A 13,781-nucleotide genomic window follows, 5' to 3' on the forward strand; every position below is an offset into this window, starting at 1 on the left:
AGCACGCAGTTGGAAGCAGGAGTACACATTTTATAAGAAACCAGGGGAGATGGACGAATATGTTGAATATGAAAACACGGAAAAAGAGCGCAATGCTGTTATTAACAGCGGTCATGAGTATCAGTTTGTTCGGATGTAGTACAGGGAACACAACCACAGGCAACGCGGCACAACCTGCAGGTGAAGGAAACACAGCAGCAGCGGCAGAAACAACGAAACCGGCTGGCGGCAAGCTGGTTTTGTACAGTGCTGGCCCACAGAAGCTGGCGGATAACATCGTGAGTGGATTTACAGACAAAACAGGGATCGAAGTCGAAATGTTCCAGGGAACGACAGGCAAAATCCTGGCTCGTATGGAAGCTGAGAAGTCCAATCCGGTAGCAGACGTTGTAATCCTGGCCTCCTTGCCTTCAGCACAGGCTTTGAAAGCCGATGGTTTGACCATGCCTTACCCCGAAGCAGCCAATGCGGACAAGCTGAACAAGGACTGGTCGGATGCAGAAGGCAACTATTTTAGCAGCAGTGCTTCCGCACTGGGTATTGTGTATAACACCAAACTGGTGTCTACCCCACCAACAAGTTGGGCAGATCTTGCTACGCCTGTGTGGAAAGATGCAGTGAACATTCCCGACCCTACATTATCAGGTTCAGCACTCGACTTCATCACAGGATACCTGAGCGCGAACGGTGAAAAAGGATGGGACCTGCTCAGTGCCTATAAAGCCAATGGCGTAGCGATGGCAGGAGCCAATCAGGAAGCACTTGATCCGGTCATTACGGGTGCCAAAAGCATCGTAGCGGCAGGTGTGGATTACATGGCGTATTCCTCCAAGGCAAAAGGTGAACCACTGGATATCGTATATCCTGAAGAAGGCACGGTAATCAGCCCAAGACCTGCAGCAATTCTGAAATCCAGTCCGAATGTAGAGAATGCCAAAGCGTTCATCGACTACTTGTTGTCTGACGAAGCACAGAAGCTCGTTACAGATGCCTACCTAATACCGGGCCGCGAAGACATTGAAGCGACTAACCGTACCAATGTGAAGGATATTCCACAACTAAAAGTGGATTGGAACTGGATGAGCGAACATGGCGAAGAGACTGCGGCGCGTTTCTCCGAGACGTTTAAGTAAGTACTTTTGCATAGGCAAACACCGAAAGAAGAACAAGCATAGAGACAATTAGGCAAAAGGAATACCTGCTGTCTGTGGAAAGTCATGTGAGGTGAACGTAGTGAAACCTGTTGTTATGGACAACAACCGTATTTTTCGGAGAGTGGGCGTGATTCTGGCCCTCTTTCTGCTGACCATAAGTATTGGCGTGCCGCTCTTGCTGATTTTCTGGCAAAGTGTCTATGTGGACGGACAATGGGACTGGATGGCCCCGATTCGCACGATTACGGGACATCATCTGTCGGGTGTACTGCTGAATTCCGTCTGGCTTGGTGTCTGCGTGGTGGCGGTAACTACATTGTTGGCACTGCCGCTCGCCTGGATGATGGCAAAGACCCGGATGGGCGAACATCGCTGGGTCGATGTAATCCTGATGATTCCATTCATGACTCCGCCGTATATCGGTTCCATGGGATGGATTCTGTTTATGCAAAAAGGGGGATACCTCCAGCAATGGATACCCTCATCTGCAAGTTGGAGTGAAATGTTCTTCAGCTTCTGGGGTATGGTGCTCATCATGAGCTTGCACCTGTTCCCCTTCTTGTACCTGCTGCTTCGGGATGCATTGATTCGCATCGGTGGCAATCTGGAAGAAGCGGGAGCCGTGCACGGTGCACGTGCAGGGTACCGTTTCAGACGCATTATTTTACCCTTGTTGTTGTCGTCCTACGGCATGGGGATCATGCTGGTCTTTGTCAAAACGATTGCGGAATTCGGTACACCGGCAACCTTCGGGCGCAAGATTGGCTATTATGTCATGACCTCCGAAATTCATAAGTACATCTCCAGTTGGCCGATTGATTTCGGCAAGGCGACTTCACTGGCATCGGTGCTGCTGTCCGTCTGTCTGGTGATGTGGTATATGCAGTCTGCCATGAGCCGAAAATTCACGTATCGTCTGGTGGGTGGCAAAGGGCAACGTTCGAAGCGATATTCCCTTCGTGGGGGAGCAGGATGGTTGTGCGGGGTGTATCTTGCGATCCTGTTGATCCTGTCGGTAGGTATCCCGTATTTCTCCATCATTGCCGCTTCGACCATGAAGCTGCGGGGATCGGGACTCGCTTTTGATAATCTCACCTTGGATCATTACAGAGAGCTCTTATCTTGGGGATCGGTGAGTATGAAGGCCATCGGGAACAGTCTGGGATTATCCCTCGCGGCTTCAACTGTTGCTGTTATTATCGGGACGGGGTTTGCGCTGGCGATCGGCAGATCATCTTCATTCATGCAGCGTGTGATTGACTTGTTCAGTCTGTTGCCTAATACGGTCCCAGGTATCGTGATGGTCGTGGGTCTGATTCTCTTCTGGAACTCACCCTGGATGCCAGTCACGTTGTATAACACCTATGGCATGGTTGTTCTCACGTACGTTGTTCTCTTCTTGCCTTACACCGTGCAGTATGTAAAATCGAGCTTTACCCAGATTGACGGAACATTGTTCCAGGCGGGTCAAGTGTTTGGCGGGAAGCCGCTGTATATTCTGCGGCGAATCCTGATCCCATTGATTCTGCCCGGCATGCTGGCGGGCTGGATGATGACCTTTACGATTGCAACAAGGGAACTGGTGGGTTCGTTGTTGATTCTTCCGCCGTCCATGCAGACGTCGGCTACGTATATTTTTGCCCAATTTGAACAAGGTCAAGTGTCGCTCGGAATGGCGATGGCCGTTGTGACTGTAGGCATGACGGTGCTCATGCTGCTTGGAATCGAAATGCTGAATTCAAAGAGAAAGTGGAATGCATCATGATCAAACTTAACGTATGGGGCGGTGCAGGCGAACATGGACGTTCCGCCTATCTTCTGAGCGGGAGCCGGTTTCGCCTTTTGCTGGATTGTGGTGTCAAAAAAGAAGGCATGGGCCAGTATCCGCTGATTGATCCGGAGATTGTACCACAAGTGGACGCGGTCCTCTTGTCCCACGCCCATGAGGATCATTCAGTCGCCATCCCATTGCTGTATAAGATGGGCTACCAGGGTGAAGTGTGGACGACAAGGGAGACGAGGGAGCAGTTGGGTACGTATTTTCGGGCATGGCGCAGCAACATGGAACGAGCAGGACATGTAATACCATATGACAAAGCTGACGAGCTACGTATTCGATACAGGTTCCTGGAAAACGAAGCAGAGCGAGGCCATTGGTTTGAAATCATACCTGGGGTGGCGGCAGTCTGGGGGCGTAGCGGGCATCTGGCGGGTTCGGTCTGGTTCGGTCTTGAGATGGAGGGCAAGCGGGTTCTGTACTCCGGCGATTATACGTCGGAGTCTATGCTTCTACAGAATGACGATGTGGCCGACGGATTCCGGCGGGCAGACCTGAATCGCCATAGCCGCGTATGGGCTGCTCCTGTTCCAATTCAAAGCCTTCAGGATATGTCCAACTCCAACGCGCCCAATGCAAAAACGGATGCGAACAGCGAACAGGCCAGCGAGTTGGTAATGGGCCAAGCTATGGGACAGACGCTGGCTGATCAAGCAGTATATGCTCAGACCCTTGCTGCTACAGGATCTACCGGATCAGAGACAGCACTAGGCTCATCTGCAGTGATACACAGCAACATCCTTACCGAGCAAATGCACATGAGAGAAAGTATAGAAGCTATGGCATCCATGTCTAACTCATACCAGGTTAAGCTTGATCTGGCGATCGTGGATGCTGCCTATGGTACGGACCAGGATACGCAGGCGGATAAACTGCAACAACTGGAGAGCGCGATCAGTAGTGCGATTGCTCGGGGGGGCAAGGTGTTATTACCCATGCCTGCGGTGGGCCGCGGCCAGGAGATGATCCTATGGGCACAGCAATGTTTTCAGGACATTCCCATGATTGTGGAACAGAAACTGGTGGATGGAATGACTCAGTTACATCGTGTTCCCTATTGGCTCAGGAAGGGAGAACTGACTCGGGAAGGTTCGCCTGCGGACAGCATCGATCATTTTCTGAGCGGAGAAGGTTGGGCAAAGACATCTACCGAGGAAGAACGTCTGCAGTTGCTGGAACAACATCATGCTTCCCTATGGTTTGTGCCGGACGGCATGATGCAGTCCTCTCTTGCACGTTGGTATTATGAGAAATGGGCATCTAATGAAAAAAATCTGATTCTGCTCACCGGGCATGTTGCTGCCGGAACTTTTGCCGATGAGTTATTGAAAAATCCAGAAGAGTATGGCAAATGTGAAGTTAGGAAATTGCGTTACAAAGTTCATCAGGGTTGGAGGGATGTCGAGCAGATGTTGGGCCGGATCTCTGCACGTCATACGGTCCTTGTGCATACTGACCTTGTGGAAACGGAAAGGTTGAGACAGGGTTTGCTTGATGAAGGTTCATCTGCGGAAGCTGATATCTATGCGTTGTCTCCAGGAGATGAGTTATCCTTTTAAAAGCGGGAAAGAATGAACAGGTTTTCGCTGAGGGCGAGAGCCTGTTTTGGCGTACCGTTCTTGCCTTTATATCGGAAAGAGTAGGAAAAGATACATAGAGAGTGGTTAACCTTTATCCGGTGTAATTTAATTTTACATAAAGTTTGACTTGTGAAATTTTATATCATATACTGGGTAAAATGTTGGCAGATGACGTGATCATCGGGTCTTGCAGGAGGTTGGAAATGGATGGATACAGGCAGCTATCCGATATGGGAGAAGTATCGTTTGAAGCAGGAGCATCTGGTCATCGGACTAATGTCAGGGACGTCTCTGGACGGAACGGATGCGGCGCTGGTGCGTATTCAAACCGATATGAGCGGGGCATTACAGCAGATTGAGCTGGTTGATTTCGTATGTGTGCCGTATTCGAATGGATTGAGAGACGTACTGATCCGGTTATGTTCACCGGGGACAGCTCGTGTCGACGAACTCACAGCCGCGCATTTTGGTGTATCGGAGTGGTATGCGCATAGTGTTACGGAACTGATGCGGTCTTCCGGTATCTCAACGCAGCAGGTGGATGTGATTAGCATGCATGGACAGACGGTATGGCATGCTCCTGTAGCATCTGCGTTTCCAGGTCCAACGGGGGCAAGTATTGATGTGGTATCGACATTGCAGATCGGTGAATGTGCTGTCGTTCGAGAACGGACAGGACTGCCAGTGATTGGCAACCTGCGAGCCAGGGATATGGCGGCTGGTGGGGAAGGTGCTCCGCTTACGCCTTATGCGGATGCTCTGATGTTCCGTAGCCCGACAGAAGGGCGGTTGGTACAGAATATCGGCGGTATTGGAAATGTTACGGTGCTTCCATCCGAGTCATCTACCGAAGGTATTTCGGCTTTTGATACGGGACCAGGCAATATGGTGATGGACGCCATTGTGCGGCAGGCAACGGATGGGCGGCAGCATTATGATCCGAGTGGAAGCATTGCAGCACAGGGGAAGGTCGATCAGGGTCTGGTAGACCTGTGTTTGGAGGATGAGTATTTCAAACGACTTCCGCCGAAAAGTACCGGGCGGGAAGTATATGGCGCCGCTTATGCAGTGAGACTGATGGAGATGGCCGCAGCACGTTCCTTAACACTGGAAGATACGCTTGCTACTGCCACCTGTCTGACCGCGGAGACCATCGTGCGTGCAGTGAAGGATTTTATCCTGCCCAAGGTGCACATATCGGCCATGCTCGCCTGCGGTGGTGGCACTTCCAATGCCACGTTAATGGAGATGATCCGTCATAGACTTCCAAAGGAGATCCGTTTGGAACGAACAACAGATTACGGCATACCCGATGATGCACGGGAAGCCATTGGATTTGCTTTACTTGGCCATGAGGCACTTATGGGCAGAACCAATACACTCCCGGCAGTAACTGGCGCGAGACACGCCGTAATCTCAGGTAACCTGACCCTGTAGTGCAGCAAGGCTTTTGAATGAGTCGGATATGCAATGGCATTTAATCAATTAGACTCTATTGGAATTATAAGATAAAATGCTTGTACATGAATGCAGTATGGAAAGGAGGAGCGAATGGAGAGCATGAAAGGTGGACTTGTACGTTTACGCGCATTAATGAATGACCTGACCCCATCGGAACGTAAGATCGGAGCTTATATTCTCGATCACCCACAAGAAACCGTCCAGTCCTCGGTGGCACAGTTATCCGAACGTAGCGGGGGCAGCCCGGCAGCTATTATTCGTCTCTGCAAATCGCTCGGGGTAGCGGGTTTCCAGGAACTGAAGCTTAAGATTGCTGGAGATTTACAGACGGATGAGCAATATAATTATACGGAGATTCGTCCCCAGGACTCCATGGAGAGCATTATTCAGCATGTGTCCGCAAATAATATTCAGTCGGTGAAGGATACGGTTCATATTCTGGACCCACGTCTGGTGGAGAAGGCTGTGGATGTGCTTCATCGGGCAAACCGGATTTTTTTCTATGGGGTAGGGGCCTCGAACCTGATTGCGCTGGATGCACATTACAAGTTCATGCGAATCAATCGCACAAGCTTTTCGTTTGCCGATCCGCATATGCAGATTTCGTCCGCAACGACGCTCCGCGAAGATGACGCAGTGGTATGTATCTCGTATTCAGGAGAGACATCGAATGTAATCTCCTGTCTGAAGCATGCTCACGAAGGCGGTGCAGCGACAATCAGCATTACCAAGTGGGGGAGCAATACGCTCAGCAGTATGGCGGATGTGCCCCTGATGATTACGTCCACCGAAAGTGATATTCGGAGTGGAGCAACTTCGTCACGGATTGCCCAGTTGAACGTGATCGATATCCTGTATTTGGCCATTGCCAGTCGGGATTACAACCAGTCGGTGGAATATTTGGAGAAGAGCCGGCAGGCTATTCTGGAGCATAAATGAAGTAGAATCATATGAATCCCCTTTCTGTTTATCATACAGGAGGGGATTTTTTGACGCGAATGATATCCGCTTTTCGATAAAAAAAGCCCAAAAAGAGCCCAGACTGATGTCAGGCTCTTTCAACTTCAAGGACAATGCGCCCTGCTTGGTTCAAGAAGGACCGGCAATGGCGCTGCGGACAAATCCGTCAGCCAGATCCAGTCTTCGCTGTGCTTCCACGGCGTCCACACCAGCCATCAGCATGACGATTGCCGTTTTTACATGACCGTCTGCACCGGCAAAGGCCTGTTCAATGTCCGCTTCATTCGCTCCGGTTGCCAGATGGATCATGCGTTTGGCCCGATGGACAAGCTTCTCGTTCGAAGGGTTCAGATCAACCATGAAATTACGGTAAACCTTGCCCAGACGAATCATAGCGGTAGTGGTGAGCATGTTCAGAATCATTTTCTGGGCGCTGCCTGCCTTCATACGTGTTGAACCCATGACAACCTCTGGACCGACAACAGCCTCGATGCTTACATCAGCCAAAAGGGTCATCGGCGTACCTGCGTTGTTACTCAGGCTGATCACCGTAGCTCCGATCTCTCTGGCGTGTCTCATCGCGCCCAGCACATACGGCGTTCGCCCACTGGCTGCAATGCCAACCACGACATCGTTTTCGTCTAATCCATGTTCATCAAGGTCCGCCGCTCCCAATTCCTCACTATCTTCAGCACCTTCAACCGGGTCCTTCACTGCCCGGAATCCCCCTGCAATAATACCTTGCACCATGGAGGGAGGGGTTCCATAGGTAGGCGGACATTCCGAAGCATCAAGTATCCCCAATCGTCCACTGGTGCCTGCACCTACATAGAATAGCCTGCCGCCAGACTGAAAGGCCTCCAAGATCCGGTCCGCCGCTTGGGCAATGACCGGAATCAGGGGTTGAATAAGCTCTGCAATCCGTTGATCTTCCTTATTGATCAGTTCCATAATTTCTGCCGATGGCAATTCATCTATATGATCCGTTAGTGGATTGGGTTGTTCCGTTAATAATGAGTTCAGCATGTGATTCATCTGTACGGCCTCCTTCTCTCTTTTAGAATGATACATTCAGGGAACGGCGTCTTCTTGCCAGTAGTGCTGCACCTACCGATGGAGCAGGGGCATCTTCACGATATACAAATTCCAACTCTCCATAATATCCCGATAACTTCTGGATAAATGTATTTCGGAAAAGTGCAGCGTATCGAAACAGCGACCCGGACAGGACAACCTGAGTAGATGCAAATTCGGGATGACGGGCAATCAGCGCCTTGGCGGTATCCGCCAATTGTGCAGACTCATCGATGATTAGTGCCCGGGCAGCCTCGTCCCCGGATTCAGCTGCCTCTATAGCAAGGCGGGCGATGGATGCTGTCTCGCTTTTGCCCCAATTCGTCTGATAGACCAGCGACTTTAGCTCCGATATATCCCGAAGGTTCAGTTTCTTTAGAAGAAGCGGGGTTATACGGGTTGGAGGAAGAACACCATCATAGCTCTGCATGACCGCTTGGAGTGCACGTTGTCCAATACGATAGCCGCTCCCTTCATCGCCGAGCAGATGACCCCAGCCTCCTGCGCGGTATCGTTCTCCTTCCAGCGTAAATCCGTACACGATGGACCCTGTTCCAGAGATGCACAATACACCGTGAGTATGTCCGAGAGAGGCCATCAGGGCAATCTCTCCTTCGGATACAACCCAGACAGGACAGCTTTCTGATCCATGTCGATTACGACTCTTCATATAGTTATTTACTGCGTCGGCTATAAGTTGCCGTTCTTGAATTGTGTCTATACCTGACATACCAAGGCATATACCTTCACAATTTGTCGATAAATCACTTTTTAGATTGAATAGCTGTTCCAGCACTCGTTGCAGTTCGGAAAGGGCCTGTTCCAGGGGTACGCTGTGAGGATTCGTGGGACCGCCGCTGAGCCGGGCGAGAATTTCGCCAGATTCAGAAATGATTGCTGCATCAGTATTGGTACCGCCTCCATCTACGCCAACATATACTCGCAAAGTGGCTCACCTCGATTGCTTGAGTTTTCTTTTTACATAGTATAGAGGCATAAAATGAAAAAGTAAAATTAAATTTTATAATAAAAAATAATGTTGAATTTTTATTTCATAGCTCATATAATGAACTCAATCTACAATTTTGGAAGGAATTAATACTGTTAATGTCAACTAAGTTGACGTTATATTGCATTTAAGAGATTAATCCTGCGTACATTCAGGTCTAATCCATAAGGGAGGTGCATTTTCCTTACTGCCACGCTCAATAGTCTGTTAACCGTTTAAGGATGGATGATTTCAAAAGGGGTAGCATGGTTAAGCAATGCAATTATCAGGAGACGACACGCGAAGGAGATGAAGGCATGAAAAAGAAGGGTCTAGTGTGGGCAATGTTGTTGATGATGGTCATGGTTACTGCCTGCGGGAATAGCGGGGGCGCTGCTTCAGATGATCCCAATGCAGAAGATACGGTGACCGTATGGACGTATCCAGTACATGGAACATATGAAGATGAACTGAAGGATCTAATCGTTGATTTCAATAAGGAACACCCGAACATTACCGTGAAGACTGAAATGCTCTCCTGGGCGGAAGGGCCCAAAAAATTCGATGTCGCTCTGAACGCGGGCAATCCGCCGGATCTTTACTTTCATAGTGTAGACGGCACGTATGTGAATACAGGATTGGCACTTGAGCTGGACAGCTACCTGACACCTGAGATCAAGGATGACTATCTGCCAGGTACGCTTGAATTAGGTCAGATCCAAGGGAAACAGTACGGACTGCCATTGTATCAATTCCAATGGGCATGGGGTGGCAACAAACGCATTCTGGAGGAAGCGGGCATTGACTGGAAATCCATTCAACAAAACGGCTGGACCTGGTCCGAATTCAACGCTGCCGCAGCCAAGCTGACCAAAACGCTGGATGGCGGGGCTAAACAATATGCACTGGTTACCGACGGAACCTCGCTTGATTTCATTGAAATGCTGTCCCGAAACAACGGAATGATTGACGTTCTCGATAAAGCTGGCACGTTCCAGTGGAATGATGGTCGCATTCTGGATACTCTCTCTTTTATCAAAAACCTGATGGATCAAGGCTATATGCCAAAAGAAACGGCTGCGCTTGCTCCAGCCAAACGGACGGATATGTTCTATGCGGGTGAAACAGCGATCATCTCCAAAGCGATTCCTTATTATGATGTGATGATTCAGAACCGCAACAAGGATATTGACGATGGCAAGGTACAAGGGGAGAAAATTGATTTTGTCCTGCTGCCTGTACCGCATAATGACGATCAATCTGCGGCAACAACGATGGGCGGCGAAGGGTATGTAGCCTTCAAACAGAAGAAGGACAAAGGTGAGCAGCATGCCAAAAATACGTTCCTGGTCATGGAGGCGCTTAGTGGTGCCAAAGCAGGGAACTCGGCCAATGAACTGGCGCTCCCATTCGTAAGACAATCCCAGGTAGATCTGTTTAAAGGAAAAGAACTAGGTCAACCGGATAATCTGGCTGCTGCGAAAGTCATGGCAGAGAATATCGCTATGCAGGTTGTACTGGAACTGGATATCGACAAAGCATCACAGCAAAAACAATTCAAGGAACAAGTTGTGAAGCCTAACATTCAGGCGCTGTTCTCGGGTGAGAAGACACCGGAGCAGATCGCAGAAGACTTCAAGAACAAAGGCCAGCAGATGTTTGGACAATAACTCGGACCATACAACATAACGCAAAACCATACTGATTAGGAGAGGAGGATTCGCCATGCAGACCGCCCTTGCGCCAAAACCGTCTGTGCCCCGGACTTCCCGGGCTGCCCGGTTTTGGCGAGACTACGGGTGGGCGTATTTGTTTATTTTGGCGCCTGTCCTGCTGTTTCTCATTTTCACACTGTATCCCGTTCTGACGGCTCTCGTGATGAGCTTTCAGAAATACAACATTATGAATTCCACGTGGGTTGGATTGGATAACTACGAGCGACTGGTGAAGGATGAAACGTTCTGGAAGTCGATCAAAAATACGGTGATCTTCACCGTCGGCACAGTCCCGGTCAATATTCTCATTACATTTGTACTGTCCTATTTCATCTATCAGATGAAAAGTAAATGGCAGACTTTTTTCAAAGCTACGATGTATCTGCCTGCGGTAGCCTCCGGGGTAACCATCTCCATTGTATGGCTGGCAATTTTTGATCCTACCGATTCGGGGCTGCTCAACCGTTTTCTCAGCTTGTTCGGACTTGATCCGGTGATCTGGCTGGGCCAGTCGGGAACGGCACTCTTTTCCCTTATTCTAATGAACTGGCTCGGATCGCACGGAGCGGGCATTATTCTGTATCTGGCAGCCATGGGCGGTATTCCGAAATCGCTGTACGAAGCAGCGGATATTGATCATGCCAGCGGATGGACCCAGTTCAGCAAGATTACATGGCCGCTACTCAAACCAACGACGCTGTATCTGCTCGTCACGGGTGTCATTACATCCTTCCAGGTGTTTATCTCGGTATATCTGATGACACAGGGTGGACCGAACTTTGCGACAACAACGATCGCTTATCTGATCTACGAGACGGCATTCAAGTTCTATGAGTTCGGATTGGCTTCGGCTCAGTCGTTTGTATTGGCGATTATCATCATAGTCATCTCTGTCATACAGTTCAAATATTTCTCCAGCGATATTGAGTATTAGAGGTAGTTCAAAACACGTTCTATTAGAGCACGTTGCATTAAGCATCCGGGGGTGAATGAAATCCATGAAATCAACACAGAAAAAGACACTGCTTGTCGTTGCATCCATTCTGCTGGTGGTCTGGGCACTGGTGACGGTCATTCCGATGTACTGGATGCTGGTCGGTTCAGTGCAGGATAGCGCGATGTCGGCGTCGTTTAAACCACAGATGATCCCGGAGCAGTTGTCGTTATCACCATATGAGCGCTTTTTTGCCAAAACCGATGCGTGGCGCTGGCTATTTAACTCGCTGCTTATCGCGGTCATTCTGACCGTGACAAATGTGTTCTTCGCCTCCCTGGCGGGTTATGCGTTCGCCAAACTGAAATTCCCGGGAAGCCAGGCGGTATTCTGGACCCTGCTGGGTACGATGATGATTCCGGCACAGGTAACGCTGATTCCCTTGTACATTCTGATGGTCAACGTGTTTGACCTGGGGGATACGTATACGGCCATTATTCTGCCTGCTGCGGTCAGTGTGGGCAACATTTTCTTGATGAAACAGTTCATGTCAACGCTGCCTACATCACTGATTCATGCGGCACGTATTGATGCATGCAGCGAGTTCGGCATCTTCTGGAAAGTGATTCTGCCGATGGCGAAGCCAGGGATCGCGGTGCTGGCGATTTTCACGTTTGTCGCTTCGTGGAATGAATTTTTCTGGCCATTCCTGATCACTAACTCCAACGAGATGCGCACCGTTCAGGTGGGTCTGGCTTCGTTCGTATTTGCCGAATCAACCGATTTCGGCGCAATGATGGCGGGGGCAACAATAGGTGCACTGCCGATGATCATTCTGTTTTTCTCACTGCAACGTTATTTCCTACAGGGCATTACGATTGGTGCAGTTAAAGGTTAAGTTGAACTTATATAGTTCAGGACAAGCGACAACGTAAAGGGGGATCTACCTATGGCACGCGTGGAGTTTCGCCAAGTGCGCAAAGAATTCAAAGACGATCATAAAGGAACGTTCACGGCTGTGGCCGGCTCGGACTTTGTTATAGAAGATAAGGAATTCGTGGTTTTTGTGGGTCCTTCGGGCTGTGGCAAGACGACGTCACTGCGGATGATTGCGGGTCTGGAAAAACAGACGAGTGGCGACATTGTCATCGGGGATCGGGTCGTGAATGATCTGCATCCAAAGGATCGGGATATCGCGATGGTGTTTCAGGACTATGCACTCTATCCGCATATGACCATCCGTGAAAATCTATCCTTTGGCCTGAAAAATCTGAAAAAGCCAAAGTCTTATATTGATGAACAGGTGCAGAATGCGGCCTCCATTCTGGGACTGGAAGCGATGCTGGAACGCAAACCGCGCGAGCTGTCTGGTGGTCAGCGCCAGCGTGTGGCAGTAGGACGTGCGATCGTCCGTGATCCGCAGGTGTTTTTATTCGACGAACCACTGTCCAATCTGGATGCCAAGTTGCGGGTTCAGATGAGGGTGGAGTTGGGAGAACTGCATAAACGTCTCGGTGCCACGATTGTGTACGTGACGCATGATCAGGTGGAGGCCATGACACTTGGAGAACGCATCGTGGTCATGAATCATGGAGATATTCAGCAGGTGGCTTCACCGAAAGAACTGTATGCGAGTCCGCGAAATATGTTTGTTGCCGGATTTATTGGTTCCCCGGCGATGAACTTTATTGATGCACGGATTGAAGGCACACAGGTTGTCATCGAGGGAGCCTCATTCACCTTGCCAGCCGATGTACTTGCTCGTTTGCAGAGCCATCAGGGCAAGCCGGTGATTATGGGACTGCGCCCAGAGCATATTTTTGGTGACGATGTCGCTCCGAATATCCCGACAGACCATATGCTGCAGGCGCGAGTTCAGGTTGTAGAGCATCTGGGCTCCGAGAATTTGGTGTATTTCCATTCCGGTGCCCGTACGGTCACGGCCAAGGTTCATCCGGAAACACATGCGTATGTAGGAATGGACAAAAATTTTGTGCTGGACTTGCGTAAGGCGCACTTTTTCGATCCAGAGACGGAGCTTGCGATTGGACGGGAATAAAAGACGAGGCCTGGCGAAG

The 13,781-nt window shown here is 49.8% G+C and carries 11 protein-coding genes; 9 read left to right on the forward strand and 2 right to left on the reverse strand.

All coding sequences use genetic code 11. From position 1 onward, the window contains the following. Positions 1-59: 59 nt before the first annotated feature. From NKT06_RS01780 to NKT06_RS01800, 5 genes are all read left to right on the forward strand, one after another. Positions 60-1,133, forward strand: coding sequence for an ABC transporter substrate-binding protein (locus NKT06_RS01780; RefSeq protein WP_253429264.1), 1,074 nt, complete (start codon positions 60-62; stop codon positions 1,131-1,133). Between the two features lie 115 nt (positions 1,134-1,248). After that, complete coding sequence (locus tag NKT06_RS01785; RefSeq protein WP_253442330.1) at positions 1,249-2,919, forward strand: ABC transporter permease; 1,671 nt, start codon at positions 1,249-1,251, stop codon at positions 2,917-2,919. After that, complete coding sequence (locus tag NKT06_RS01790) at positions 2,916-4,550, forward strand: MBL fold metallo-hydrolase (protein ID WP_253429266.1); 1,635 nt, start codon at positions 2,916-2,918, stop codon at positions 4,548-4,550. The genes NKT06_RS01785 and NKT06_RS01790 overlap by 4 nt, the downstream gene beginning before the upstream one ends. 228 nt (positions 4,551-4,778) lie before the next feature. Further along, on the forward strand, positions 4,779-6,008 hold the full coding sequence (locus NKT06_RS01795; protein WP_253429268.1) for an anhydro-N-acetylmuramic acid kinase: 1,230 nt from the start codon (positions 4,779-4,781) through the stop codon (positions 6,006-6,008). 123 nt (positions 6,009-6,131) lie between these two features. Then, the gene (locus NKT06_RS01800; RefSeq protein WP_253442332.1) at positions 6,132-6,971 is read left to right on the forward strand and encodes a MurR/RpiR family transcriptional regulator; all 840 of its coding nucleotides are present in this window, start codon (positions 6,132-6,134) and stop codon (positions 6,969-6,971) included. 150 nt (positions 6,972-7,121) lie between these two features. Here the strand turns inward: NKT06_RS01800 and murQ are convergent, their stop codons facing one another. Then, entirely contained in the window at positions 7,122-8,027 is a 906-nt protein-coding gene (gene murQ, locus NKT06_RS01805; protein WP_253429271.1) for an N-acetylmuramic acid 6-phosphate etherase, read from the reverse strand. Between the two features lie 22 nt (positions 8,028-8,049). Further along, a complete protein-coding gene (locus NKT06_RS01810; protein WP_253429273.1) occupies positions 8,050-9,012 on the reverse strand; it encodes an N-acetylglucosamine kinase in 963 nt (320 codons plus the stop codon). A 359-nt stretch (positions 9,013-9,371) separates the two neighbouring features. Between NKT06_RS01810 and NKT06_RS01815 the strand changes: the two genes are divergently transcribed. The 4 genes from NKT06_RS01815 (at position 9,372) to NKT06_RS01830 (ending at position 13,762) form a co-directional block, all read left to right on the forward strand. Continuing rightward, complete coding sequence (locus tag NKT06_RS01815; protein ID WP_253429274.1) at positions 9,372-10,724, forward strand: ABC transporter substrate-binding protein; 1,353 nt, start codon at positions 9,372-9,374, stop codon at positions 10,722-10,724. Between the two features lie 55 nt (positions 10,725-10,779). Continuing rightward, positions 10,780-11,703: a carbohydrate ABC transporter permease gene (locus tag NKT06_RS01820; RefSeq protein ID WP_253429276.1), complete on the forward strand. Its 924-nt coding sequence runs from the start codon at positions 10,780-10,782 to the stop codon at positions 11,701-11,703. Between the two features lie 64 nt (positions 11,704-11,767). Then, positions 11,768-12,601 carry a carbohydrate ABC transporter permease gene (locus tag NKT06_RS01825; protein WP_076290721.1) on the forward strand — a complete coding sequence of 278 codons (834 nt, stop codon included), beginning with the start codon at positions 11,768-11,770 and terminating at the stop codon, positions 12,599-12,601. A 51-nt stretch (positions 12,602-12,652) separates the two neighbouring features. Continuing rightward, positions 12,653-13,762: an ABC transporter ATP-binding protein gene (locus tag NKT06_RS01830; protein ID WP_253429278.1), complete on the forward strand. Its 1,110-nt coding sequence runs from the start codon at positions 12,653-12,655 to the stop codon at positions 13,760-13,762. Positions 13,763-13,781 lie beyond the last annotated feature (19 nt).

It is taken from the genome of Paenibacillus sp. 1781tsa1, from assembly GCF_024159265.1.
Classification (GTDB): Bacteria; Bacillota; Bacilli; order Paenibacillales; family Paenibacillaceae; genus Paenibacillus.